The sequence below is a fragment of the Corynebacterium pseudotuberculosis genome (genome assembly GCF_002155265.1).
In the GTDB taxonomy this organism is placed as follows: Bacteria; Actinomycetota; Actinomycetes; order Mycobacteriales; family Mycobacteriaceae; genus Corynebacterium; species Corynebacterium pseudotuberculosis.
Genome location: NZ_CP021251.1, coordinates 940,740 through 964,618 on the forward strand (window position 1 = coordinate 940,740; position 23,879 = coordinate 964,618).

23 protein-coding genes are annotated in these 23,879 nt (G+C 53.2%); 16 read left to right on the top strand and 7 right to left on the bottom strand.

Annotated elements, in window-relative coordinates; translation table 11 throughout:
- Positions 1-100: 100 nt before the first annotated feature.
- On the top strand, positions 101-814 hold the full coding sequence (locus CpATCC19410_RS04400) for a response regulator transcription factor (RefSeq protein WP_013242595.1): 714 nt from the start codon (positions 101-103) through the stop codon (positions 812-814).
- A gap of 39 nt (positions 815-853) precedes the next feature.
- Positions 854-2,359 carry a sensor histidine kinase gene (locus tag CpATCC19410_RS04405; RefSeq protein WP_013242594.1) on the top strand — a complete coding sequence of 502 codons (1,506 nt, stop codon included), beginning with the start codon at positions 854-856 and terminating at the stop codon, positions 2,357-2,359.
- Positions 2,360-2,364: 5 nt separating this feature from the next.
- Here CpATCC19410_RS04405 and CpATCC19410_RS04410 read toward each other — a convergent pair whose 3' ends face one another.
- Positions 2,365-2,982, bottom strand: coding sequence for an esterase/lipase family protein (locus tag CpATCC19410_RS04410; protein ID WP_014300939.1), 618 nt, complete (start codon positions 2,980-2,982; stop codon positions 2,365-2,367).
- 4 nt (positions 2,983-2,986) lie between these two features.
- Positions 2,987-3,412, bottom strand: a complete 426-nt coding sequence (locus CpATCC19410_RS04415) for an HIT family protein (protein WP_014300938.1) — start codon at positions 3,410-3,412, stop codon at positions 2,987-2,989.
- Between the two features lie 51 nt (positions 3,413-3,463).
- Here CpATCC19410_RS04415 and purD point away from each other — a divergent pair, with 51 nt between their 5' ends.
- From purD to CpATCC19410_RS04440, 5 genes are all read left to right on the top strand, one after another.
- Positions 3,464-4,732: a phosphoribosylamine--glycine ligase gene (purD, locus tag CpATCC19410_RS04420; protein ID WP_014401366.1), complete on the top strand. Its 1,269-nt coding sequence runs from the start codon at positions 3,464-3,466 to the stop codon at positions 4,730-4,732.
- Positions 4,733-4,789: 57 nt separating this feature from the next.
- A complete protein-coding gene (locus CpATCC19410_RS04425) occupies positions 4,790-6,124 on the top strand; it encodes a TrkH family potassium uptake protein (RefSeq protein ID WP_013242590.1) in 1,335 nt (444 codons plus the stop codon).
- Positions 6,117-6,773 carry a potassium channel family protein gene (locus tag CpATCC19410_RS04430; protein ID WP_013242589.1) on the top strand — a complete coding sequence of 219 codons (657 nt, stop codon included), beginning with the start codon at positions 6,117-6,119 and terminating at the stop codon, positions 6,771-6,773. Before CpATCC19410_RS04425 ends, CpATCC19410_RS04430 begins: the two co-directional genes overlap by 8 nt.
- Before the next feature lie 28 nt (positions 6,774-6,801).
- Positions 6,802-8,241: an adenylosuccinate lyase gene (gene purB, locus CpATCC19410_RS04435; protein WP_014367581.1), complete on the top strand. Its 1,440-nt coding sequence runs from the start codon at positions 6,802-6,804 to the stop codon at positions 8,239-8,241.
- Positions 8,242-8,448: 207 nt separating this feature from the next.
- On the top strand, positions 8,449-9,342 hold the full coding sequence (locus CpATCC19410_RS04440) for a phosphoribosylaminoimidazolesuccinocarboxamide synthase (protein WP_013242587.1): 894 nt from the start codon (positions 8,449-8,451) through the stop codon (positions 9,340-9,342).
- A gap of 50 nt (positions 9,343-9,392) precedes the next feature.
- Here the strand turns inward: CpATCC19410_RS04440 and CpATCC19410_RS10970 are convergent, their stop codons facing one another.
- A complete protein-coding gene (locus tag CpATCC19410_RS10970; RefSeq protein WP_014300936.1) occupies positions 9,393-9,521 on the bottom strand; it encodes a hypothetical protein in 129 nt (42 codons plus the stop codon).
- Between the two features lie 242 nt (positions 9,522-9,763).
- On the opposite strand from CpATCC19410_RS10970, the gene CpATCC19410_RS04450 reads away from it, so the two are divergent.
- The 6 genes from CpATCC19410_RS04450 to trhA all read left to right on the top strand — a co-directional run bounded on the left by CpATCC19410_RS04450 (position 9,764) and on the right by trhA (position 17,397).
- Positions 9,764-11,890: a S9 family peptidase gene (locus tag CpATCC19410_RS04450; protein WP_013242585.1), complete on the top strand. Its 2,127-nt coding sequence runs from the start codon at positions 9,764-9,766 to the stop codon at positions 11,888-11,890.
- Positions 11,887-12,360: a glutathione peroxidase gene (locus tag CpATCC19410_RS04455; protein ID WP_014401365.1), complete on the top strand. Its 474-nt coding sequence runs from the start codon at positions 11,887-11,889 to the stop codon at positions 12,358-12,360. Before CpATCC19410_RS04450 ends, CpATCC19410_RS04455 begins: the two co-directional genes overlap by 4 nt.
- Positions 12,361-13,352: 992 nt before the next feature.
- Positions 13,353-13,592 carry a phosphoribosylformylglycinamidine synthase subunit PurS gene (purS, locus tag CpATCC19410_RS04460; RefSeq protein WP_013242583.1) on the top strand — a complete coding sequence of 80 codons (240 nt, stop codon included), beginning with the start codon at positions 13,353-13,355 and terminating at the stop codon, positions 13,590-13,592.
- On the top strand, positions 13,593-14,264 hold the full coding sequence (gene purQ, locus CpATCC19410_RS04465) for a phosphoribosylformylglycinamidine synthase subunit PurQ (protein WP_013242582.1): 672 nt from the start codon (positions 13,593-13,595) through the stop codon (positions 14,262-14,264). It abuts the gene before it with no gap.
- A 14-nt stretch (positions 14,265-14,278) separates the two neighbouring features.
- On the top strand, positions 14,279-16,579 hold the full coding sequence (purL, locus tag CpATCC19410_RS04470; RefSeq protein WP_014401364.1) for a phosphoribosylformylglycinamidine synthase subunit PurL: 2,301 nt from the start codon (positions 14,279-14,281) through the stop codon (positions 16,577-16,579).
- A 140-nt stretch (positions 16,580-16,719) separates the two neighbouring features.
- On the top strand, positions 16,720-17,397 hold the full coding sequence (gene trhA / locus CpATCC19410_RS04475; protein WP_013242580.1) for a PAQR family membrane homeostasis protein TrhA: 678 nt from the start codon (positions 16,720-16,722) through the stop codon (positions 17,395-17,397).
- Between the two features lie 28 nt (positions 17,398-17,425).
- Here trhA and nrdF read toward each other — a convergent pair whose 3' ends face one another.
- The gene (gene nrdF, locus CpATCC19410_RS04480) at positions 17,426-18,448 is read right to left on the bottom strand and encodes a class 1b ribonucleoside-diphosphate reductase subunit beta (RefSeq protein ID WP_013242579.1); all 1,023 of its coding nucleotides are present in this window, start codon (positions 18,446-18,448) and stop codon (positions 17,426-17,428) included.
- Positions 18,449-18,486: 38 nt separating this feature from the next.
- Positions 18,487-18,912, bottom strand: coding sequence for a class Ib ribonucleoside-diphosphate reductase assembly flavoprotein NrdI (gene nrdI / locus CpATCC19410_RS04485; RefSeq protein WP_013242578.1), 426 nt, complete (start codon positions 18,910-18,912; stop codon positions 18,487-18,489).
- A 149-nt stretch (positions 18,913-19,061) separates the two neighbouring features.
- Here nrdI and CpATCC19410_RS04490 point away from each other — a divergent pair, with 149 nt between their 5' ends.
- The 3 genes from CpATCC19410_RS04490 (at position 19,062) to purM (ending at position 22,217) form a co-directional block, all read left to right on the top strand.
- Positions 19,062-19,454: a sterol carrier family protein gene (locus tag CpATCC19410_RS04490; RefSeq protein WP_014401363.1), complete on the top strand. Its 393-nt coding sequence runs from the start codon at positions 19,062-19,064 to the stop codon at positions 19,452-19,454.
- 57 nt (positions 19,455-19,511) lie between these two features.
- Complete coding sequence (gene purF / locus CpATCC19410_RS04495; RefSeq protein WP_013242576.1) at positions 19,512-21,074, top strand: amidophosphoribosyltransferase; 1,563 nt, start codon at positions 19,512-19,514, stop codon at positions 21,072-21,074.
- Positions 21,075-21,155: 81 nt separating this feature from the next.
- Complete coding sequence (gene purM, locus CpATCC19410_RS04500; RefSeq protein WP_013242575.1) at positions 21,156-22,217, top strand: phosphoribosylformylglycinamidine cyclo-ligase; 1,062 nt, start codon at positions 21,156-21,158, stop codon at positions 22,215-22,217.
- Between the two features lie 103 nt (positions 22,218-22,320).
- Here the strand turns inward: purM and CpATCC19410_RS10830 are convergent, their stop codons facing one another.
- Together CpATCC19410_RS10830 and ygfZ are read right to left on the bottom strand one after the other, a co-directional pair.
- The gene (locus CpATCC19410_RS10830; RefSeq protein ID WP_013242574.1) at positions 22,321-22,524 is read right to left on the bottom strand and encodes a DUF3073 domain-containing protein; all 204 of its coding nucleotides are present in this window, start codon (positions 22,522-22,524) and stop codon (positions 22,321-22,323) included.
- 219 nt (positions 22,525-22,743) lie between these two features.
- Positions 22,744-23,874, bottom strand: a complete 1,131-nt coding sequence (gene ygfZ, locus CpATCC19410_RS04510) for a CAF17-like 4Fe-4S cluster assembly/insertion protein YgfZ (RefSeq protein ID WP_013242573.1) — start codon at positions 23,872-23,874, stop codon at positions 22,744-22,746.
- Positions 23,875-23,879: the final 5 nt, after the last annotated feature.

Here is a 23,879-nt window from a genome sequence, read left to right on the forward strand (position 1 = left end):
TTACCAGCTACGCTTCAGAAGAAAAGCAGAGCTGTGTTGTTGACTTGAAAACAACTAGCCGTGAGGCTGCGTCTTTACTAAGAGATCGGGGCAGGTAAAAATGGAAGGCGTGAACGAGAAAACCAAGCGAATACTGGTCGTCGATGATGAGCCGAACATCGTTGAGCTTTTGAATGTCAGTTTAAAATTCCAAGGATTTGATGTCGCCACCGCCAATTCCGGCGTGGAAGCACTGGAAATAGCAAAAGAATTTAAGCCTGATGCATTCATTCTTGATGTCATGATGCCAGGCATGGATGGCTATGAGCTTTTGCCCAAACTTCGGGCGGAAGGCCTTGACGGTCCCGTTCTCTACCTGACGGCAAAAGACGCTGTGGAGCACCGGATTCATGGATTGACCATTGGCGCCGACGACTATGTGACCAAGCCCTTCTCCCTGGAAGAAGTGATTACTCGGCTGCGAGTTATTTTACGTCGCGGCAGCAGCGTGGAGATGGTAGAGGATGACTCCACGTTGGTGTACGCCGATCTTACGCTTAACGACGACACCCACGAGGTAACAAAAGCCGGAAAAGTTGTAGATCTCTCGCCTACTGAGTTCAACCTGCTGCGTTGTTTAATGCTTAACGCCGAGGTAGTGATGTCTAAAGCAAAGATTTTGGACCATGTGTGGCATTACGACTTCGGCGGTGACGGAAACGTTGTCGAGTCCTACATTTCTTATTTGCGCCGCAAGATAGATACCCATGATCCTCAACTGATTCAAACTGTGCGTGGCGTGGGATACGTACTGCGTAAGCCTCGGAATACGTAATAGTCGCAGTACCGCGAAAATCAAAGCAGAAAGTAGTAGATGAGCACCCAGAACCCATATTCCACCGCGGTGGTACGCGGTACCCCTGTCTACAGCGGAAAACAGCGCTGGGGATACCGAGGGGCCCGAAAAACGGGTAAAAACTTGGTCGCGAGAGTCTGCGACATACACTTTTTATCTGGGTTGCCATTGCGCTTTGGACTGTTAGTAATCGTGGTTGCAGTCTCCGCCGTGGGGTTGATCGGCAGTGCCGTTGCCGTTAACCGAACAATGCGAGAACTCACGTATTCTCGCATTGACAAGGAGCTAGAACTGGGGCTCAATGGGTGGGCCAAGCAGGACTCGCTTTTCAAAACTAACCCTGGAGCCACTAGCGCTCGGCCGCCGACAGAATTTTACGTGGTCAAGATCTACCAGGACGGAACAACAAACGTATACAACGAGGACGTTTCTGAACCGGATCTGAGTAAGGTTTACGCAGGCCAGGGCCCTCACACTGTGGGTTCTAGTCCACAGAGCCGCAAAGACGCCATGTGGCGAGTAACTGCTGAGACTCGTAACGGCGTGACCATGGTTGTGGCGAAGGATATCACCCAAGAGGCCAACATGCTGCGGCGGCTTGCCGTGGGACAGGTCATCATTGAAATTGCAGTGCTGCTCCTCATGGCTCTCATTGCGTTTTTCTTGATTCGTAGGGCACTGCGTCCTTTGCATGAGGTCGAATGCACGGCCAAAGCAATCGCTCAAGGCGACCTGGACAGGCGAGTGCCGGAAGCTTCAGAGAACACTGAGGTCGGCGCGCTATCTAGCTCATTGAACTCGATGATCTCCAGACTGCAGTCTCTTATCGTAGAGCTGCAGGATAAAGAAGCGCAGATGCGTAGATTCGTCGGGGATGCCTCCCATGAGCTGCGGACGCCGTTGACGTCGGTTCGCGGTTACTCGGAGTTGTACCGCTCTGGAGCAACAAAAGACGCGGATTTGGTAATCGACAAAATTGAGGGAGAGGCCTCCCGCATGAGCCTGTTGGTGGAGGATCTCCTTGCGCTGACTCGCGCTGAAGGGGCACGGCATGAGACTGCGCCAGTTGATCTTTTAGAGGTCTCCTTGTCAGTTGTCTCCTCGTTGCAGGCCGCATACCCCAATCGCAGCATCGAGGTGCGCTCTGAATGCGCTGAGGTGCCTATAACTGTGGGCGATGCCGCTCGTTTACACCAAGTGCTGACTAACCTCACCACTAATGCTTTGAAGCACGGCGGCGAAGACGCAAAGGTGCAGATTAAGCTTTACGACGATCCCACCAGCAGCAATATTGCCATCGATATTATCGATGACGGCGTGGGAATGTCCGAAAAAGACGCTGAGCACATTTTTGAGCGTTTCTATCGAGCAGATACGTCGCGTGCTCGTTCTACAGGAGGCAGCGGCCTCGGATTGGCTATCGTGAAGTCGCTGGTAGCCGCTCACAATGGAAACATAAGTGTAAGTAGCACTCTCGGCGCCGGGACCACCTTCCATCTGACGCTTCCCCGACTAGAAGATTGATAACCCTAAGTTCCTAGTGCATCGAGGACAATGTCAGCTTGTCGTGGTAAGTCCTCATGGCGGACTCCGTGAATTTCTACCAGTTCACCTAACTTGCTCGATTGTGCTGGCACTACAAAATCCGAAGTGGAAAATACCGAAATCAATTCCACGTCTTTGGGAAGCTCAGCTGGAATCTTTTGGGTGAGTTGCAAAAGCGCTTGCCCACCAATCCATTTGACCACGGGCTTAAATCGCAAATTTTTAGGAACTCCGTGGAAGGCCGCCCCTAAACCCACTAACTTCCTCACAAAACCGGGACGCGCATGGGCAAGCCGTAGGGCCAAAAGTCCCCCGGCTGAATGCCCGACGATATCTACTTGGCGTACTCCCCGGCTAATGAGTGCGTCTACATATACCAGTAGTTCTTGCAAGGAGGAATCAAGGCTTGCTGTTCCGTGCTGCCCATATGCCGGTGCAAAAAATGGGCGTCCTTGTTCCACTAGCCGTTGAGCCGGCCTCTCAAAGTTCCCCGGGGATCCTAGCGTTCCGTGTACAAATAACACGGGGATAGGGGAGTCTTCAGTGAAACGTGGAGAGGCTGGTAGCCGGCCTCTCGTGGGCACCCACCTTAATAACGCCATGGGGTTATTTCACTAAACCCTTCTCATCAGTCCCCAGGGCCTTTCTTAACTTTTCTGCAGCAGCATCCATCTGAGTCGCATCAGTTTTGTCCATGGGGATTGCCTGAGAGAAATCGTAATCGGACATCTTTGTTGCCGGGAAAACATGAATATGGGTATGGGGGACGTCGAAACCTGCGATCACGTAGCCCGCACGTGGCGCATTAAATACTTCGATGACTGCTTGACCGATTTTTTGTGCTACCTCATTGAGCTTGACCCATGTGGCGGGCTCCAGATCGGTCCATTTATCTACCTCTGCCACCGGTACCACCAGTACGTGGCCATACGCTAAAGGCTCGATAGTTAGAAAAGCGACCACTTCTTTATCGCGGTAGACAAAACGACCGGGCAAATCACCTGAAATAATCTTTGTAAATACGCTGCTCATGTTTTTGAGGATAGTCGGACTATACGCACCACCGCCGGTATGATTTGGATCATGCACATTCTTGTTATCGGTTCGGGCGCCCGTGAGCACGCCCTTGCACTCGGCTTGTCCAAGGATCCTGCGGTCACCGAAATCCATGTGGCACCAGGAAACGTTGGTATGGAGTCGATCGCTACCGTCCACGCGGAGGCAACACAGGTAGATGATCCAGATGCGATGCTGAAGATCGCGCAGGAAACACATGCGGATCTTGTGGTTGTAGGACCTGAAATTCCTCTGGTTGCGGGGGTCGCCGATACTTTGCGCTCGCATGGTTTTGCAGTTTTTGGCCCCAATAAGGATGCTGCGCAGATTGAAGGATCCAAGGCCTTTGCCAAGGACGTGATGGCCAAAGCTGGTGTAAAGACAGCTCGCGCGGAGCAGATCGTGCCGGGAGCCTCAGACGCTGAGCGGGAAGCCGCCCTGGATAATTTTGGGCCTCATTATGTGGTAAAAGATGACGGCCTAGCTGGCGGCAAAGGCGTTGTGGTGACTAAAGACCGGGCTCAGGCGCGTGCTCATGTCGATGCCGTTCTGGCTGCCGGGAATCCAGTGCTCCTGGAGAGCTTCCTTGATGGCCCTGAAGTCTCACTTTTTTGTCTCGTCGATGGAGAGACGGTTGTGCCTTTGCTTCCGGCACAGGATCACAAACGCGCGCATGATAACGATGAGGGGCCGAATACCGGCGGTATGGGAGCGTACACGCCGTTGCCGTGGCTGCCGGAAGACGGCGTTCAGCGAATAGTGGATGAGGTCTGTGTACCCGTCGCTCGTGAGATGGTTGCTCGCGGCTGTGCATATTCCGGGTTGCTTTATGCAGGCATAGCCTGGGGCGAAGATGGCCCCGCAGTGGTGGAGTTCAATTGCCGCTTTGGCGATCCAGAAACTCAAGCGGTCTTGGCTCTGCTTAAAACTCCCCTGGCTGGTGCGTTACATGCGGTAGCCACTGAAAAACTAGCTGAGTTGCCGCCGTTGGAGTGGGAAGACGGGTATGCGTTAACAGTGGTTCTGGCTGCTGAAGGGTATCCGCAGAACCCACGCAAGGGCGGGGAGATTGTTGGTGCAGAAGATCCCGCAGTGTTGCATGCAGGCACGGCACGTGACGCTGATGGAAAGCTCGTTGCAGCGGGTGGACGTGTTCTAAACGTGATAGGAACAGGGGCTTCGCTTATAGAGGCACGTGATAAGGCCTATAGTGTTTTAAACAACATTACGCTGGCCGGCTCCCATTATAGGTCTGACATCGCACTTCCTGCGGTGGAAGGAAAGATCACGATTTAACTAAAACGACGTTGAGTTTTTGCTCTTCAAGCCGTGGCAGGAGTAACGTTTCGCCTCATGCGTAAAACCCCTGCTCGGCTTGTCGCCGGTAGTTTTGCAACGCTCGTTATCATTGGAACGCTTATCCTTCTCCTCCCCATATCTAGAGAGGGAGATGCACATGCGGACGTCATCACGGCTTTGTTTACCGCCACCTCGGCGGTGTGTTTGACCGGGCTGACCGTTGTAGACACTGCTACTTATTGGTCGCATTTTGGTCAATTAGTGATTCTTCTTTTGATCCAACTCGGTGGTTTGGGAATCATGACCTTAACGTCTTTTGCCGCGTGGGTGCTGGTCGGCCGGATTGGCGTTCGGGAGAGGCTCAATGCTGCTGCCGAGGGGCGCGGGAGAGAATTAGGCGAGGTCAAGGGGCTACTCGTGGCCACCCTTGCCTTTACCGTTGTAGTGGAATCTGCCGTGGCGTTGGTGTTGACCTTACGCTTTAAGGGGTTGGGCTATTCTTGGCCGGCAAGTTTATGGGAAGGGATCTTCCACTCTGTTTCCGCCTTTAATAATGCCGGTTTTGGGTTGCGATCAGACAATCTCGTGGCATACGTGGGGGATTTCGGGATTATCCTCCCAATTTCCGGAGCTATCATTCTCGGGGGCTTAGGATTCCCTCTTCTTTTGGAGCTGCACCGTAGACATGAGCATAGGGCGGCGGGGATCGCAGAACGACGTTTTTCTTTGACCGCGGTGTTCACGATCAGCGGGACCCTTATCCTGTTATTCATAGGAACTGTGGGTATTGCTGCATTTGAGTGGCGAGGAGTGCTGTCTGAATTGAATATGCCAACAAAGCTCCTTGCCTCATTTTTCCAATCAGTAACCAGCAGAACTGCCGGATTTAATTCGATCAACATAGGGGAGATGCATCCCTCCAGCCTGTTGCTCACTGACTTTCTTATGTTTATTGGCGGCGGTTCTGGGGGTACAGCTGGCGGCATCAAGATCACTACGGTGGCGGTCCTACTCACCGTCATGGTGGCGGAGATTCGGGGTGATGACAACATCTTGATTCGTGGTCGCAGAATCCCCACGCGTACAGTACGCCAGGCTTTGGCCGTGACCATGTTGGCAGCTCTCTTGGTCTCTGTGTCCCTCATGATCATGCTGCTTATAGCCCCAGAATTTGATTTTTTGGATCTTTCCTTCGAAGTAGTTAGTGCTTTTGCCACAGTAGGTTTGAGCACGGGGATTACGCCGGATTTGCCTAGCATTGGCAAGCTACTTCTGGTTCTTTTGATGTATGCAGGACGCGTTGGTCCGGTCTCTTTTGTGGCTGCTCTTGCCGCTCGTAGTAATAAGCGTTTGTACTCCTATCCAGTAGAAAGGCCGATCATTGGTTAGTTTTCGTTCTCGTTCTAAAGCCCCTGTGGTGATCCTTGGATTAGGCCGATTTGGAATGGCCCTGGGTGAAGAGCTGGTGCATTCTGGAGTTGAGGTTTTAGGAGTTGACTCTTCTGAGACCGTGGTTAACGCAGCCGCTAAAGTTCTCACCTATGCCGCTGTGGCGGATACCACCAATGAGGAGGCGCTGCGCCAGCTCTCTGTAGATGAGGCCTCTCGGGTTGTCATCGGTATTGGCTCGGACATGGGTGCGTCGTTGCTCACGGCCTCTACCGTGATCGATCTGGACGTGCCAAGTATTTGGGCGAAGGCCCTGAATAACTCTCATGCCAAGATCCTGAGCCAAATCGGGGTGCACCACATTATTCGCCCCGAGCAAGATACCGGTCGACGGGTAGCACATTTGATGAATGGTCGGGTGCAGGAATACGCAGAGTTTGATCGCGATTATGCCATTGTGAAAGTGGCGCCACCTGTCTCAATTCTGGGTAAGAGAGTGTGCGAGGTTGACCGAGTACAGATCATTGCCGTCCGGCCGAGCAACGGCATGTTTAGACCTGCAAAACCCGAGATGATTCTGCAAGCAGGGGATTTGGTTTTGGCGGCTGGTCACCCGGATGAGCTAGAAAGGTTTGGGATGACCGACTAGGGGGACAAGTGGTGGTTCGCATGCGATAATGAGCGACGTGGCAGATAAGAAGAAGATCACCAATGTCCTTTCCAACCGATACGCTTCCGCCGAACTCACTGAGTTGTGGAGCCCTGAGGCCAAAATTCTGCTGGAGCGTCAGCTCTGGATCGCTGTGATGAAGGCGCAAAAAGCCTTGGGGGTTGAGATCCCTTCGGAAGCTATTGCTGCCTATGAGCGGGTTATAGATCAGGTTGATCTTGAGAGCATTGCAGACCGGGAGAAGGTCACCCGGCATGATGTAAAAGCTCGAATCGAGGAGTTTAACGCTCTTGCAGGGTTCGAGCATATTCACAAAGGCATGACTTCACGTGATCTCACTGAAAACGTAGAGCAGTTGCAGATATACCGTTCGTTGGAGCTGATACGCAACAAATCCGTGGCAGTTGTTGCTCGAGTAGCGCACCATGCGGCACAGTATCAATCCCTGGTTATGGCCGGACGTTCCCATAACGTGGCGGCTCAAGCTACCACTTTGGGCAAGCGTTTTGCCTCTGCGGCTGAGGAAATCTTGGTAGCCATTGACCGCGTTGAGGAACTCATTGATCGGTACCCTCTCAGAGGTATTAAAGGTCCGATGGGTACTGCACAAGACATGCTGGATTTGATGGGCGGAGACCAAAAGAAGCTTTCCTCTTTGGAGACACAGGTCGCCGACCACCTTGGTATTTCTAGGGTCTTTGATTCCGTTGGGCAGGTGTATCCACGGTCCCTAGACTTTGACGCAGTATCGGCTCTGGTTCAGCTGGGGGCGGGTCCTTCGAGCCTAGCAACCACCATCCGGCTCATGGCTGGTAATGAGACGGTGACTGAGGGGTTCAAGGAAGGGCAAGTAGGTTCTTCCGCGATGCCGCATAAGATGAATGCACGCTCGTGTGAGCGAGTGGGCGGACTCCAAGTTATCCTGCGCGGATATCTCACCATGCTTGCAGATCTTGCTGGTCAACAGTGGAATGAAGGAGACGTATTCTGCTCTGTGATCCGTCGTGTTGCGCTACCAGATGCGTTTTTCGCTCTCGACGGAATGTATGAGACCTTCTTAACTGTTCTTGATGAGTTTGGCGCGTTCCCTGCGATGATTGACCGAGAACTTGAGCGCTATCTCCCGTTCCTTGCTACCACGCGTATCTTGATGGCAGCGGTCCGGGCCGGCGTCGGACGCGAAACGGCTCACGAGGTAATCAAGGAAAACGCCGTTGCGGTGGCGTTGAATATGCGGGAAAACGGTGGCGGCCAAGACCTGATTCAGCGGCTGGCGGCGGACGAAAGACTACCGATGACGCAGGAGCAGCTGGACGAGGCCCTTGAAGATCGCCATGCCTTTATCGGCGCTGCGGAATCACAGGTTTCTCGAGTGCTCAACCGGGTTGAAGACCTGACTAATCGTTATCCCAACGCTGCCTCATACACTCCTGGCGAGATTCTTTAGCGTTAAGAGCGGTCCACCACTGTAGAAAATGTTGTAGCTTTGGTCACTGTAATGTGTGATCGTCACGACCCCGCCTCTTAGGGCAGGGTCGTGAACAGCGTAAATGGAAGCGCTTAGTTTTACTTAGCAGGTTTGCTCATAACGTTAGCCCTATAAGAGCAGATAAGATATGACTTGCATGAGATGTGAGGGCTAGACTGCTACGTTATGCGTCCTGAACTCTCCCAGTACACTCACGTGTCCGCAGGCAAAGTGCGCGAGATCTATGAGATCGACGATGAACGCCTGCTCATGGTGGTCTCTGACCGCATCTCCGCATACGATCACATCTTGGACCCGGAGATCCCCGATAAAGGCAGAGTGCTCACTGCGATGAGCATGTACTTCTTTGACCACATTGATTTTCCTAATCACCTTGCCGGTTCTATTGATGATCCTGCGATTCCAGAAGAGGTTCTGGGGCGCGCGTTGGTGTGTAAAAAGCTGAAAATGCTTCCCTTTGAGTGCGTAGCACGCGGCTACCTTACTGGCTCTGGTCTTAAGGAATATCAACAGACCGGCAAGGTATGTGGCATTGAACTGCCTGAAGGCCTGGTGGAGGCATCCAAATTGCCCAGCCCAATCTTTACTCCCGCCACTAAAGCGGATTTTGGCGATCATGATGAGAACGTGTCGTTTGACGCGGTCGTCGATAAGCTAGGCGAGGCACGAGCTAACGAGCTGCGCGCAGTGACCCTGAAAATTTATTCAGAGGCAGCAGCAATTGCAGAGTCCCGAGGAATTATCCTGGCGGACACAAAGTTTGAGTTTGGACTCGACGAAGACGGCAATTTAGTGCTTGCCGACGAAGCCCTCACCCCAGATTCCTCTCGTTACTGGCCAGCTGACGGCTATGAGGAAGGCAAGGCGCAACCGAGCTTTGACAAACAGTATGTGCGCAATTGGCTCACTGGGCCCAAATCTGGTTGGTCCACTGATTCTCTTAGCCCTCCGCCGTCTCTCCCCGGATCTGTTGTGGAAGCAACGCGGGAACGCTATGTAGAGGCATTTGAGAGTATCACTGGGAAAAAGTTCAGTGATTGGATTGGAAGCTGCGTTTAAAAACTAAAAAAGGCGCTGTACTTGATATCGGTACAGCGCCTTTTTGAGTTTTATGAGCCGAGCTTGTTGATCTTCTCCATCACGCTAATGATCTTGCTGACAAAGCTGACCATTTCTGTAAGCAGGTTAAGACCTTTAATAGAAGAGAGCTGGCTAAGTACCTCGGTGAAGTTGTGCATGACGTTACCTTTCACTTTTCTCAGTAAGACCGGACTTACAATAGTCGAACTTTCTAAAAAATCAAGAGAATAAAGCCACACGTGGCAGGCTTCACTTTTGGGAAAAATGCAGTGTCATGGCAATAAATTCATATTTATACGCGATTGTTTGTACGCAGGATGGGGGAGCGGCGTCAAGAGGCGAGTCAAGAGGCGAAAACTTAAAAAGAGGCTTGTTAGCGGTTTCTACTACGATTTAGACCATGTCTGAAACAACGCGCATCCAACCACCGGTAGCCCCGATCCATCCACATACCAGAACGACGCATGGCATCACGTTTGTTGATGAATACGAGTGGCTAAGGGATAAAGAATCCTCTGAGACCATTGCATACTTGGAGGCAGAGAATGCCTTCACCGATCAAGAGACTGCCCAGTTGTCTCAGCTGCAAGACAATATTTATCAAGAGATAAAGTCGCGGGTAAAAGAGACCGACATGTCTGTACCACAGCGGTCCGGCAAGTTTTGGTATTACGGGCGTTCAGAGGAGGGCAAGAGCTACGGGTATTCCTGCCGTATCCCGGTTGTTGAGGGACAAGACGCATGGGTACCACCGGTGATACCGGAAGGGGAACCGGTTGCTCAAGAACAAATCATTCTTGATTTGAACGAGTTGGCGGAAGGCCACGAGTTTTTCTCCTTAGGCGCTTCATCGATCACAACCTCGGGCCGTTACCTGGCATTTTCTGTAGACACAACGGGGGATGAGCGTTTTACGCTCAGAATTAAAGACCTGGAGACAGGGGAGCTGCTAGACGACGTCCTAGAGGGCCTCTTTTATGGCGCGACATGGGCTGGGGAAGACTATCTGTTCTATCAGCGCGTCGACGATGCATGGCGTCCTGACTCCGTGTGGCGGCATAAAATCGGCACCGATCCGAGCGAAGATGTTCGCGTTTTCCACGAGGAAGATGAGCGTTTTAATACCGGCATCGGTGCGACGCGCTCAGAGAAATACTTGATGATTGCGTCGGCGTCCAAGGTGACGTCTGAAGTATGGGTCCTGGACATGGAAAACCCAGAGGGAGATTTCCGCTGCGTTATCCCTAGGGAGCCGGGGGTGGAATATGACGTAGACCATGGCGTTATTGCAGGTGAAGACGTATGGATAATCACGCATAACGCTACGGGACCGAATTTTGAAATAGGTTGGGCACCTGCGACGGAACCTCTTGAACTATCCGAGTTGACTACGCTCATGCCGCATCGTGAAGATGTGCGGATTGATGGCGTAGATACTTATCGGGACCAGATCGTGGTGGGGTACCGCGCAGGGGCTATCGGCCGTGCAGCAATAATGCAGCTCACTGAGCAGGGATTTGGGACTTTTAAAGAGCTCCAGTTTGATGAGGAATTATACACCGTAGGGGTGTCTGGAAATCCCGAGTGGGATGCGCCGGTGCTACGTGTTGGGTACACCTCTTTTACCACCCCAAGCCAGGTGTTTGACTATACGGTAGCGGACGGTTCTAAACGCTTGCTTAAGCAACAAGAGGTCGTTGGGGGCTATAACCGTGATGATTATGTGGCAACCAGATTGTGGGCCACAGCAGAGGATGGCACCCAGATTCCAGTCTCCTTGGTACACCGCGCGGACCTGGATATGACCACTCCCAATCCGACACTGCTATACGGCTATGGTTCCTATGAAATGTCTATAGACCCAGAATTTTCCATTGCGCGTCTATCCCTCATGGACCGTGGGATGATCTTTGCCGTCGCGCATGTTCGAGGCGGCGGCGAGATGGGCCGAGGGTGGTATGACAACGGCAAGATTCTGTGCAAAAAGAATACGTTTACGGATTTCATCGCAGTAGCGGATTTTCTTATCGGCCAAGGCGTGACTGCACCAGATCAGATGGTGGCTGAGGGGGGATCTGCCGGTGGAATGCTGATGGGTGCAATTGCCAACCTTGCAGGCGACCGATTCAAAGCGATTGAGGCAGTGGTTCCCTTTGTAGATCCGCTGACTTCTATGCTTATGCCGGAGTTGCCGCTTACGGTTACGGAATGGGATGAATGGGGAGATCCGCTGCATAACAAAGAGGTGTATGACTATATGGCCTCGTATGCGCCCTATGAGAACGTGGAACCCAAACCTTATCCCAATATTCTGGCTGTGACCTCGCTCAATGACACCCGTGTTCTGTATGTAGAGCCTGCGAAGTGGATTGCTCGGTTACGGGCCACGGCACAGAGCGGTGACTTTTTGCTCAAAACCGAGATGGCAGCCGGCCATGGCGGAGTTTCAGGGCGATATGAAAAATGGAAGCAGACGGCGTTTGAATACGCATGGCTTATCAACCAAGCGACGGGAGTGCTTAAATGACAAACTTCTTTGATATTCCGGTGACGCTTAATGACGCCACCGAGACAACCATGAATGATTGGGCAGGGCATTGCCTCATGATCGTGAATACCGCATCTCGGTGTGGTCTGACTCCTCAATATGAAGCCCTGGAGGAGTTGTATCGGGATTATGCGCCACGCGGATTTTTTGTGATTGCGATGCCATGCAACCAGTTTGCTGAGGAAGAGCCTGGAACCAATAAACAGATAGCAGAGTTCTGCAAGCGGGAATATGGCGTGACTTTCCCGATTCTTGAAAAGGCAGACGTTAACGGGGAGAACACACATCCGCTGTACCAATTCTTAAAAGGAGATGGCCCCGATATCGAGTGGAACTTTGAAAAGTTTGTGGTCTCGACTGAAGGAAAGGTCGTGGGGCGGTTCGCTCCGAATATGGAGCCGGATGATTTGAAGATCATCGAGTGCTTGGAAGACAACTTGGTGCTTTAGCGTGAGGAGGTCTGCATAGGCCAAAAAGAACCGGTCACCGTGTGCGCGGTGACCGGTATCCCTCAATCTCAAAAGGAAAGATGCCTCAGAAAGTTAAACCGAAATGGATTCGGCTGTAGGACCAGTCGGTCTATCTCTGCATAATGCCTGCTCTGAGTCGCGCCCCTCAACGCTTCCCAGGAGGTGGGAAATCCCTATGCATCGACCTACCCGTGACTTTTGGAATTCGGTGCGTTAGCTAGTTCCTCAACAAGTAACGCTCTTCCTTGAGTCTCTGGTCCTCGGGTGTGCCTCTCGTCTGTGCTACATGTTCGTTACCATGTACCGCTGTATTGAGCTGCTACCCGAGAGTTAGCTGCCAATTGCTCTCTCCTTTCGCCGGTGACTGTTTGGGTCTCCCAACAGCTTGTGTGCTGTTGATGTAATGAAGTTTCGCACGGATTAATCAGACGCGCAATAGCGTAAAAGTATCCATAATGTTGCCTTTGAACTGCGGTTATGCTGTTAGCTGAAAAAATTCTGTGAGCGCTGGGAAAGCTCTGCAAATGGGGCTTGACCTGCCTATTTTTTCTGTAGGGGCTGCTATTTTGCCTGCGTGGGGGTAGAGTGTTGGAGTTTGCTGGCAAACTGTTCTGTATTTCCTATTATCCCCATGAGCTGCGGTTTTGTAGTTTATGAGCGTTGTGGAGATGGGGCGAACACCGTGAAGGTGCTTGACAGGTCATAAGCATGTGGCATCTGGGGTGGGGGATTGAATCTGGTCGGAGAGGTCTGAGTAATACCAGTTCAACCTTTGGAGCGGCAGTGATATTAAAAATTGCGCTATAACCTGCGGAGATAACTGGATCTTTTCTGGATATAACCAGTGGTTTGTTGTGGGTTTGTGGCTAGTTTTTTGCAATGATATCTAGGTAAGCTGAGTGCTGTCGGTTCCACTTTTATTGGGGAATCGGTTCGCATACTAACCTCTGGATAAGGGAGCTGAAGTCAACGTGGCCCGTGTAGTTGTAAACGTGATGCCAAAGGCAGAAATTCTGGACCCGCAAGGTCAGGCCGTTGTTCGTGCGCTGGGACGCATAGGGGTTACGGGTGTTGCTGACGTCCGGCAGGGCAAGCGCTTTGAGATTGAGACTGATGGTTCGGTTTCTCGTGAAGACCTGGAAAAAGTGGCGGAGACTTTACTGGCTAACACGGTCATTGAGGACTTCGACGTAATCATTGAAGGTGCCTAGATGACTGCGAAGATTGGCGTAATTACGTTCCCCGGCACTCTCGACGATGTCGATGCGACACGTGCTGCTCGTATCGCCGGTGCAGATGTTGTAAGTCTGTGGCATGCCGATGCGGATTTGCATGGAGTAGACGCTGTGGTTGTTCCCGGAGGTTTTTCCTACGGTGATTACCTGCGCACTGGTGCGATTTCTGCCTTGGCTCCTGTGATGCGTTCCGTCGTGGATGCCGCTAACAAGGGTATGCCCGTACTGGGGATTTGCAATGGATTCCAGATCCTTACTGAGGCAAAACTACTCCCTGGTGCGCTGACGCGTAACCAGGGTCTCCATTTCCATTGCGTGGACACCCATTTGGTTGTGGACAATAACCGCACCGCGTGGACTAACACTCTAGAGGCTGGACAGAAGATCCTGGTTCCTGCCAAACATGGTGAGGGACGCTTCCAGGCTTCTCAAGAGACTGTGGACATGCTTGAGGGGGAAGGCCGTGTGGTATTCCGCTACACGGATAATTTCAACGGCTCGGTAAATGGGATTGCTGGTATTACCAATGAGACAGGCCGCGTAGTGGGATTGATGCCCCACCCAGAGCATGCCGTGGAAAAGCTCACTGGTCCATCTGTGGATGGTTTGCAGCTGTTCCTTTCCGCCATTGGCACGATCGCAGCGTAGAAGAGGCAATTGTAATGACTGAACGCACAACTTTTAATGACACGGTCGAGGCCGCAACCGCTGAGCCAAACCTTGACCAACCGTATGCGAGCCTGGGGCTCAAGGACGACGAATACGCTCGGATTAAAGATATCCTTGGTCGTCGCCCTACAGATGCTGAGCTGGCTATGTACTCCGTTATGTGGTCAGAGCACTGCTCTTATAAGTCTTCTAAAGTGCACCTTCGCTATTTCGGTGAGACCACCACGCCTGAGATGGGCGAGAAGATTCTCGCGGGTATCGGCGAGAACGCAGGTGTTGTGGACATCGGAGACGGTAACGCGGTCACCTTCCGGGTAGAGTCGCACAACCATCCTTCCTATGTTGAGCCTCATCAGGGTGCCGCAACTGGTGTGGGCGGCATTGTCCGCGACATTATGGCCATGGGTGCTCGTCCTATCGCCGTTATGGATCAGCTGCGTTTTGGTCCCGCTGATGCCCCGGATACTGCCCGAGTATTGCCGGGCGTAGTCGACGGAATCTCCCATTATGGAAATTGCCTGGGACTTCCCAATATTGGTGGCGAGACCGTCTTTGATGAGTCCTATTCCGGAAATCCTTTGGTCAACGCGCTATGTGTGGGCACGCTGAAGGTAGAGGATCTTAAGCTAGCGTTCGCCTCGGGCCTGGGCAACAAGGTGATGCTGTTTGGCTCTCGTACCGGTCTTGATGGCATCGGTGGAGTGTCTGTGCTGGCTTCCGACACTTTTGTGGAAGGCGCAGAGCGCAAACTTCCGGCCGTACAGGTGGGAGATCCTTTTGCAGAGAAAGTACTCATTGAATGCTGCCTTGACCTGTATAAAGCAGGCGTGGTTGTAGGAATTCAGGACCTCGGCGGCGCCGGCTTGGCTTGTGCTACGTCTGAGCTTGCTGCGTCTGGTGACGGCGGGATGGAGGTCAACCTAGACGCAGTTCCGCTACGGGCAGAAAACATGACTGCAGCGGAAATCCTGTCCTCCGAATCTCAGGAGCGTATGTGCGCGGTAGTGCGCCCTGAGGATGTGGAGCGTTTCCGGGAAATTTGTGCGCATTGGGATGTTACGTGCGCGGAGATCGGCGAGGTCACAGACGGTAAGCATCTGATTATTCGCCATCGCGGGGAGCTCGTGGTGGATGCCCCGGCGCACACCATTGCTAACGAGGGGCCCGTGTACGATCGTCCGCTGGCTCGCCCAGAGTGGCAGGACACCTTGCAAGAATTCTCGGGCGTGCATAAGCCCACGGATGCGGCGGAGATTAAGCAGGCTCTCTTTGAGATGGTTGCGTCTCCTGCACTGTGTTCTCGTGCGTTTATCACGGAACAGTATGACCGCTATGTGCGCGGCAATACTGTTCAGGCTAAAAATGCGGACGCGGGAGTTTTGCGTATCGACGAAACCACAAACCGTGGTGTCGCTGTCTCCGCGGATGCGTCGGGTCGCTACACCAAGTTGGATCCTAATACTGGTGCGCGCCTTGCACTGGCTGAGGCGTATCGCAATGTTGCGGTTACGGGGGCTCGTCCGGTTGCTGTGACCAACTGTTTGAACTTTGGATCCCCAGAGGACCCCGGTGTGATGTGGCAGTTCAAGGAAGCTGTGCATGGCCTGGCGGATGGCTCCAAGGAGCTAGGGATCCCAGTTTCTGGAGGTAACGTCTCTTTCTACAACCAGACTGGCGACGAGGCTATTTTGCCCACTCCCGTCGTTGGCGTTTTGGGAGTGATCGATGATGTGCATCAAGCTATCGGCGCGAAATTGGGGACCGTTGATGGGGCAGAGGAGCTATATCTCCTAGGCGAGACCTTTGATGAGTTTGGTGGCTCCATCTGGCAGCAGGTCTCCGGTGCGGGACTCTCAGGTATGCCTCCACGCGTGGATTTGGCCAATGAGGAAAAGCTTGTGCGGTTCTTTGCAGAACCAGGCATTGTAACTGCAGCTCATGATGTCTCAGAGGGCGGACTGGCTCAAACTCTGGCAGAGCTAGCAATACAGGCTGGTAAGGGCATGGACGTTGACGTAACCGAGGTAAATGCGGATATGTTTACGGCTTTGTTCTCGGAGTCTGCATCCCGTGTGGTCGTGGCCACGCAAGCGGGGGACGCCGTAGAAGCACGGGCTCGGGAATTGGGCATTCCGGTTTTCAAGTTGGGTGTCACGCGCGATGACCTCACTCTGAACGTTCAGGGATCCAACACTGGCTTTGCCGTTGGGGTGCAGGAACTCTGTGAAGCATGGGAGAACACTCTTCCGGAGTTGTTTGGGCATGCTGTGGGAGCCAATTCCGTAGTGGAATAAAACACAGCTAACAGGTGGGTTCTTCTGGTGTATTTTGCCAGGGGAGCCCACTTTTGTTGTGTCCAAGGTCTTGGCAACGCAAGCGTTGGGAAGGTAGGCTTCGAGAAACCTACGCAGTAGTAACTTAAGGTGGAGGGCTAATGACAGTGACCATGAAAAAGGCTGTGGTGGTTGACCGTGGCCAGAGGCCACAGACTAGAGGATGGTTTCATGCTGTGGCTTCTTTGTTTGCGCTGGTATCGGGCGCTATTCTTGCTACTTTTGCGTGGCTCATGCTTGCATGGTGGCAAGCGTTAGGAGTGACGATTTACGTCTTAGGGACAATAGCCCTCTTTGGAGTATCTGCCTCTTATCACCTAGGGCGCTGGCGCAGTATAAATACGGTCAACCGTTGGCGCCGCGCTGATCATGCCACCATCGCAGTTTTTATCGCTGCCACTTACACTCCGCTCTGTCTCGTGGCCTTGCCGCCATCCACAGCCGCATGGGTGCTTATAGTGGCCTGGACGGGTGCTGTCTTAGGCGTGGTACTCGCACTCGTGTGGGTAGATCACCCACGATGGCTTGCCGTGTCCGTTTATCTGGTCCTCGGGTGGTTGGTGATACCGGTGATTCCCAGCCTTTGGGCTAATGCCGGACCGGCCATCGTTTGGCTTCTAGCTGCGGGGGGAGTGGTCTATTCCCTGGGCGCCGTTGTTTATGCACTGCGCTGGCCGGGTCGCAGTGCACGTATCTACGGCTATCACGAACATTTTCATACAGCCACTATCGTGGCCGCTATTGCACACCATGTGGCTATCTGGTTGTTGGTGACGTAGTTTTGGCTTTCCAGGGAGCGTCGAAAAGCTAGAAGTCCCAGTCAGACTCGGTGGTGTTTTCGGCGCGACCGATGATGTAGCTGGATCCAGAGCCGGAGAAGAAGTCATGGGTCTCATTAGACTCAGGAGTGAGCGCAGCGATTATCTCGGGACTCACATGAGCGGCCTGGAGCTCATAGGCGGGGGCGTATCCGAGGTTCATAAGGGCCTTGTCTGCGTTGTAGTAGACAAAGGCCATAACGCCATCAATGGTGGGACGAGGTTCTTCGAGAGTATCTACGCTGGCGTAGAGGTCGGCGGAATAGTCTTTTTCTAGGGCGAGGAGCTCGTCGCAAAAGCTGTAGGTGAAGTCTTCCATTTCGTCTTTGCGCTGAGGTTTTGCATCCAGGCCGCGTTGATATTTATAGCCGGAATAGTATCCGTGTACTGCCTTATCGCGCAGAATTAACCGGATCATGTCTGCCGTGTTCATCAACTGACCGCGAGTGGAAAGCCACAGGGGAAGGTAGAAGCCGGCGTAGAGGAGAAGCGAGGAAAGCAGCGTCGAGGCAACTTTTCGCTTCAAAGGATCATCGCCGTAGTAGTGGCTCATAACGGAGGACGCTCGCTGCTGGAGTAGCGGATTAGACACTGCCCAGGAGTAGGCCTCATCAATTTCTGCGGAGGAGCAGAGGGTGCTAAAGACGGAGCTATAGCTGCGTGCGTGGACGGCCTGCATGAAAGCGATATTGGTGTACACGGCCTGCTCGTGTTCTGTGCGAGCGTCTGGGATCTGGCTTATCTCTCCGACTGTTGCTTGGACGGTGTCAAGGAGTGTGAGGCCAGTAAAAGTCCGGGTGACTAGGGTGCGGTAATTTTCTCCCATCCCACGCCACGTTGGGATGTCATTGGAAAGCGGAACTTTTTCTGGTAGCCAGAAATTAGAGGTGAGCCGCTGCCACACCTCCATATCCTTGGGGTCTTCTGTGTGGTTCCAGTTCACGGGGCGCATGGGGGTTTGGGGGGAAGTGCGCCATTCTGGTGGGGTAATGGATCGCTCGATATAACTCATGGGTGAATGGATCTCCTTATAAAACTTTAGGGGGTGGTTTATGCGTGTGCGGGCGCTTTTTCTAGCGCACGCAGGACCGCAGTGCGCACATATTCTGCGTCGACTGCTGTTCCTAACAGCTCAAATCGATAGAGCTCGGGCACATCGCATTTATGGGCAATGGTGGTTCCGGCAAAGCAGAATGCTGGACCAAAATTGCGGTTTCCGGAGGTGATAACACCTCTTAATAGCTCCCGATTTTCTGGGATATTGAGAAACTTGATTACTTGTTTGGGCACGGCCTTGGCTAAGTCGCCACCACCGTATGTCGGGGTGATGAGGACAAAGGGGGCGGAGGCGTGGATGGGATCATCTTTGACTCTTAGGCCGATGCGCTGTGCAGGTAACTTTGTTTTCTCAACAAACCGCTTTGTGTTTTCCGAGACTGAGGAAAAATAGATCACGGCGGGTCCCTCAGGGGACATGATTAACCCTCCAAATCTACAAATGAACAAAAAAGTTCAATGGTTTGAACTTTAGGGGATATGGAGAATGTACGCCGCGCTGAGTAAATTACAAAAGCCCCAAGGTGAACCCACTTAGCTTCTCGACGCCACCAGATATGCTTAAACTCATGGCACCACGCAGTATCGATCCCGCAGAAACCCGCGCGGCAGTCCTGGCAGTCGCGCAGTGGATAGTGGACCCCCAACTTGCCCCCGAGCCTTCGCGGGCGTCCTTAGCTAAGGCCGTAAGGCTTAGCGTCCGCACCCTGGGGCAGATCGCGCCGGGCAACTCGGTGGAGGTGCGGGTGCCGCCGTTTGCTGCAGTGCAATGTGTGGAAGGGCCTAGGCATACGAGAGGGACGCCGCCGAACGTCGTGGAGATGTCTCCGCGCACATGGTTGAGGGTGGCGGTGGGGCTGGAACCGCTATCTGGGAACCCCGCTGTCGACGCTTCAGGGACCCGGGTGGGCGAGATGGAAAAATGGTTGCCGCTTGTGACCCTGCCAACATCGTTAGGATAAAGTGCAGTATCCTAACCCCATTAGTGTATGCATGGATCACGAGCTAGAATGACGTGAGTGGCACAATTTGACCGTCATTGTAACGATTACTTTCCACACTCAACTACTAGCCCGACGCAACCTGATCAAGGGCGTCGAATTTTAGACCTCAACGATCACGGCGAGCAGTCCCCCCGCGAAGAATGCGGCGTATTTGGTGTCTGGGCGCCCGGCGAGGAAGTTTCTAAACTCACTTACTTTGGCCTTTTTGCACTTCAGCACCGAGGGCAAGAAGCTGCCGGTATTGCCGTAGGCAATGGTGACCAAGTGGTGGTATTCAAAGATTTGGGCCTGGTGTCGCAAGTTTTTGATGAGCAAACGCTGGAATCCCTCAGTGGTGACATAGCTATTGGGCATACGCGTTATTCCACTGCTGGTGGAGTGATGTGGGAGAACTCTCAACCCATGTTCCGCGTTGCCCCTGATGGAACAGACGTAGCTCTGTGCCATAACGGTAACCTTGTGAATTATCTTGAGCTCATGGCGGAAGCAGGAGAGCTCGGTTTGGTAAAACCGGAGAGCGCTCCTTCTGATTCCGATGTTATGACTGCTCTTCTGGCTTATGGCATTGCTCAGGGGCGCGATCTGATGGACTCGGCGCGTGAGCTTTTGCCCAGGATGCGTGGGGCGTTTTGCTTGACGTTTACCGATGGAAAAACCATGTATGCCGCCCGAGACCCGTGGGGAGTTCGTCCCTTGGCGCTTGGGAGGTTAAACAATGGGTGGGTTGTGGCTTCTGAGACATGCGCCCTAGACATTGTTGGCGCCTCCTTTGTCCGAGAGATAGAGCCAGGTGAGTTGGTTGCCATCGATGGTTCCGGGGTGCACAGTGAGCGTTTTGCTCAGCCGCAGCGCAAGACGTGTGTATTTGAGTACGTTTATCTAGCTAGACCGGATTCCACGATTCACTCGCGTAACGTCAACGCCACGCGCCTGGAGATTGGGCGCAGGCTTGCTCGTGAGTCTCCCACTGAGGGGGATTTGGTGATCCCAGTGCCAGAATCTGGAAACCCCGCTGCGGTGGGCTATGCGCAAGAATCTGGGATTCCTTTTGGGCAGGGGCTAGTGAAGAACGCCTATGTAGGTCGAACCTTCATCCAGCCCTCGCAAACCCTGCGTCAACTGGGTATCCGGTTAAAGCTCAACCCGTTGCGTGAGGTTATCCAGGGCAAGCGATTGATCGTCGTCGATGATTCGATCGTGCGCGGTAATACCCAGCGGGCCCTTATCCGAATGCTGCGTGAAGCAGGCGCGGCTGAGGTACACGTCCGTATTGCCTCGCCACCGGTGAAGTGGCCTTGCTTCTATGGCATTGACTTTGCTAGTCCCGGTGAGCTTATTGCTAACGCCGTTACTGGCGATAATGAATCGGAAATTGTTCAATCCGTGTGCTCTGCGCTTGGTGCGGATTCGCTGGGGTATGTTTCTGCGGAGCAAATGGTGGGTGCGACTAAGCAACCGCGAAATGAGCTGTGCTGTGCATGCTTTGACGGCAATTATCCCATCGGCATGCCTGAGGGAAATAAGAACGCTGAATTGGTCTCTGCCATGAAGCGAAGCTCCTGCGCTAGCATTGATTAGCAATTGTTATCGGCGGTGCATGCGTAGTGCACCAAATACAAAATAAACTCTCAAAAACCAAGAACAAGGACAATAAGGACCATGACGGATCCCAAAGAACGAGTCTCTTACGCTGCGGCTGGCGTGGACATTGAAGCCGGCGATAAAGCTGTCGAGCTCTTTGCCCCCTTGGCAAAGAAAGCAACCCGTCCGGAGGTGCGCGGGGGGCTTGGTGGATTTGCCGGACTCTTTGCCCTTGGCAAATATCGCGAGCCTCTGCTTGCTGCTGGTTCGGATGGCGTAGGCACTAAGCTTGCTATCGCCCAGGCGATGGATAAGCACGACACTATCGGCATTGACTTGGTAGCAATGTGTGTTGATGACTTAGTGGTCTGCGGTGCAGAGCCGCTGTTCCTACAGGACTATATCGCTATTGGGAAGGTAATTCCTGAGCACGTTGCGCAAATAGTTGCCGGCATCGCTGAAGGCTGTATCCAAGCGGGATGTGCCTTGCTGGGTGGCGAGACCGCTGAGCATCCAGGCGTCATGGAGCCGGGTCATTACGATGTATCTGCTACCGCCGTGGGCGTTGTGGAAGCAGACGAACTTCTGGGGCCTGACCGGGTGCGTAATGGGGACATCGTTATCGCGATGGCCTCCTCCGGCCTCCACTCCAATGGTTACTCGTTGGCGCGCCACGTGTTGTTGGAAAAGGCGGGACTGCCTCTTGAGGGATACGTGGAAGAGCTAGATCGCACATTAGGTGAGGAACTGCTTGAGCCAACCCGGATTTACACAAAGGACTGCTTAGCGTTAGCTGACGAGTGCGAGGTGCACACCTTCTGTCACGTCACCGGTGGCGGCCTGGCTGGGAACCTTGCGCGTGTTATCCCCGAGGGGCTCACCGCAGAACTTACTCGCGCTTACTGGTCTCCAGCGCCGATCTTCCGCCTCATAGAGACGGTAGGGCAGGTTCCCCAGGAGGAAATGGAGAAGACCTTCAACATGGGTGTGGGCATGGTCGCAGTTGTCGCGCCACGCGATCGCGATCGTGCGCTGGCTATGTTGACCGCTCGGCATATCGACGCATGGGAATTGGGCACCGTACGCGTGAGCGCTGAGGGCGAAGAATCCGTAGTCCTCAACGGAAACCATCCGAGTTAAAACATAAAAAGCAATGCGAAGAGGCTCGGGGGAGTAATTCCTCCCGAGCCTCTTCGCATTGTATAAGTTGCGGAGCTAGTTAAGAGCATAAGGCGAAGCCTTGCTACTTTTTCTCCCAGTCGGAGTAATCCCCGTACTGATCGTCCTCTGCATACTCATCCGAATAGTTGTTCTCATAGTTATCGCTAGAATTAGGGGACTTCCCAGCTAACTCTCGTTGAAGCGAATCCAGATCCATATTCGGAGTGTTGTACTTTAGCTGGCGTGCAACCTTGGTCTGTTTTGCCTTCGCGCGACCGCGACCCATGGCAGGACCCCCTTGGAGTGAGCAGGAGAAGACTTGGGAATTTGGGCTTCTCCGAAAGCTGTAATATTCGACGTATATATTCCTGTTAGACACAATAGCCCGAAACAGTCCGATTTGTCGCACCGCCGCCGTAACCAGAGAAAATTTCCCCTCAGTCGTGGGTTCGCAGTGCTGAACTTTCTCCTTGGTTACCCCCGCGGGGTAACCAAGCTTAGTCCTTTAATCGGTAGAAAGTCCCTTTAATCTATTGATAGCTTTTCTCCCAGGTTTTTCATCATCCTCTTGGGGAAGCGAATCTGGATCTATGGCAAGGGCCACGTTATCCGCGACCACTAGATTGGTGGCTTTCAGTGCGCTCTGCTTGATCATTGCTAGGGCTATCGGGCCTAGCTCATAGTCCTGGACTACCGTGCCAAGCTTGCCGACGCTCCTGCCTCCAGAGACAATCGGATCTCCCGGCTTGGGGGTGGTCGGGGCGGAGCCGTCGAGAAGCGCGATCACTAACGCGCGAGGTGGGCGTCCAAGATTTTCCACCCTGGCTACCGTTTCCTGCCCGCGATAACACCCTTTGTTCAGGTGTACGGCGTTTGCGATGAGCTGGGGAGCCTCGTGGGGAATAGATTTATGATCCAGATCAAGGGACACAACAGGCTGTTGGCTTCGAACTCGCTCTGCTGTAAAAGCCATAAGCCCAGTGGGGATAGCGCCAGCGAGGGTGAGATCTTTAGCGGTGTTCATGATCTCTGAGCGATGCACAAGAATATCTAAACGGTGGGTGGTAAAGCCTGGAACCTGTGCAGCAGCTACAACCGCGTCTGAGCTTGGTAACGGAAAATGGGGGACTCCAGCCCCCATGAGAGTTAAAACCGCAAGGTCAGCGGGCTCTACTTTGACCTGAGACCAAAAGATCATGCGGGTGAGGAAAGCAAAAAAAGTCTCGTACTGAGCCCGCGGAAGATGAAGATAGAGCGCGTCCTCAGCGTCCTGTGCCGCGAGGATATCTACTTGATGGAGGATGCGGCCTTGGGCGTCCAGATCCAGAGCCGAGGTTGCAGTATTTTTTTCTGCTAGGCGCTGGGGGACGTCGGAAAGCTTCTGGGAAAGAAGATTATGCAGGAAGGCACCGGCCTCCGGGCCGTGGACTTTGATAACACGGCGGTGGGAAAGATCAATAAGCCCCACGCCGGTGTCAAAGATGCGTTGTTCAGTAAGCGGCGCGCCATAATGCCAGGCAACACCTGAATATTCGGGGAGATCGTCGTCGCCTTGGGGGAGCGCCGCACCCGGCCAAGTGGCAAGCGGAGACACATATGCGGGATCGTGGGGGTTAGAGTTCTCAAAATTTGTCACATTTT

What these genes read in the sequence shown, in the direction of transcription:
- purL (WP_014401364.1), top strand. Translation starts at nt 14,279, where the DNA reads ATGACTGAACGCACAACTTTTAATGACACGGTCGAGGCCGCAACCGCT.
- CpATCC19410_RS10970 (WP_014300936.1), bottom strand. Translation starts at nt 9,521, where the DNA reads ATGCACAACTTCACCGAGGTACTTAGCCAGCTCTCTTCTATTAAAGGT.
- CpATCC19410_RS04450 (WP_013242585.1), top strand. Translation starts at nt 9,764, where the DNA reads ATGTCTGAAACAACGCGCATCCAACCACCGGTAGCCCCGATCCATCCA.
- CpATCC19410_RS04410 (WP_014300939.1), bottom strand. Translation starts at nt 2,982, where the DNA reads ATGGCGTTATTAAGGTGGGTGCCCACGAGAGGCCGGCTACCAGCCTCT.
- CpATCC19410_RS04440 (WP_013242587.1), top strand. Translation starts at nt 8,449, where the DNA reads ATGCGTCCTGAACTCTCCCAGTACACTCACGTGTCCGCAGGCAAAGTG.
- nrdF (WP_013242579.1), bottom strand. Translation starts at nt 18,448, where the DNA reads ATGAGTTATATCGAGCGATCCATTACCCCACCAGAATGGCGCACTTCC.
- CpATCC19410_RS10830 (WP_013242574.1), bottom strand. Translation starts at nt 22,524, where the DNA reads ATGGGTCGCGGTCGCGCGAAGGCAAAACAGACCAAGGTTGCACGCCAG.
- purB (WP_014367581.1), top strand. Translation starts at nt 6,802, where the DNA reads ATGAGCGACGTGGCAGATAAGAAGAAGATCACCAATGTCCTTTCCAAC.
- CpATCC19410_RS04415 (WP_014300938.1), bottom strand. Translation starts at nt 3,412, where the DNA reads ATGAGCAGCGTATTTACAAAGATTATTTCAGGTGATTTGCCCGGTCGT.
- purQ (WP_013242582.1), top strand. Translation starts at nt 13,593, where the DNA reads ATGACTGCGAAGATTGGCGTAATTACGTTCCCCGGCACTCTCGACGAT.
- purM (WP_013242575.1), top strand. Translation starts at nt 21,156, where the DNA reads ATGACGGATCCCAAAGAACGAGTCTCTTACGCTGCGGCTGGCGTGGAC.
- CpATCC19410_RS04400 (WP_013242595.1), top strand. Translation starts at nt 101, where the DNA reads ATGGAAGGCGTGAACGAGAAAACCAAGCGAATACTGGTCGTCGATGAT.
- CpATCC19410_RS04405 (WP_013242594.1), top strand. Translation starts at nt 854, where the DNA reads ATGAGCACCCAGAACCCATATTCCACCGCGGTGGTACGCGGTACCCCT.
- trhA (WP_013242580.1), top strand. Translation starts at nt 16,720, where the DNA reads ATGACAGTGACCATGAAAAAGGCTGTGGTGGTTGACCGTGGCCAGAGG.
- nrdI (WP_013242578.1), bottom strand. Translation starts at nt 18,912, where the DNA reads ATGTCCCCTGAGGGACCCGCCGTGATCTATTTTTCCTCAGTCTCGGAA.
- CpATCC19410_RS04425 (WP_013242590.1), top strand. Translation starts at nt 4,790, where the DNA reads ATGCGTAAAACCCCTGCTCGGCTTGTCGCCGGTAGTTTTGCAACGCTC.
- CpATCC19410_RS04455 (WP_014401365.1), top strand. Translation starts at nt 11,887, where the DNA reads ATGACAAACTTCTTTGATATTCCGGTGACGCTTAATGACGCCACCGAG.
- CpATCC19410_RS04490 (WP_014401363.1), top strand. Translation starts at nt 19,062, where the DNA reads ATGGCACCACGCAGTATCGATCCCGCAGAAACCCGCGCGGCAGTCCTG.
- purD (WP_014401366.1), top strand. Translation starts at nt 3,464, where the DNA reads ATGCACATTCTTGTTATCGGTTCGGGCGCCCGTGAGCACGCCCTTGCA.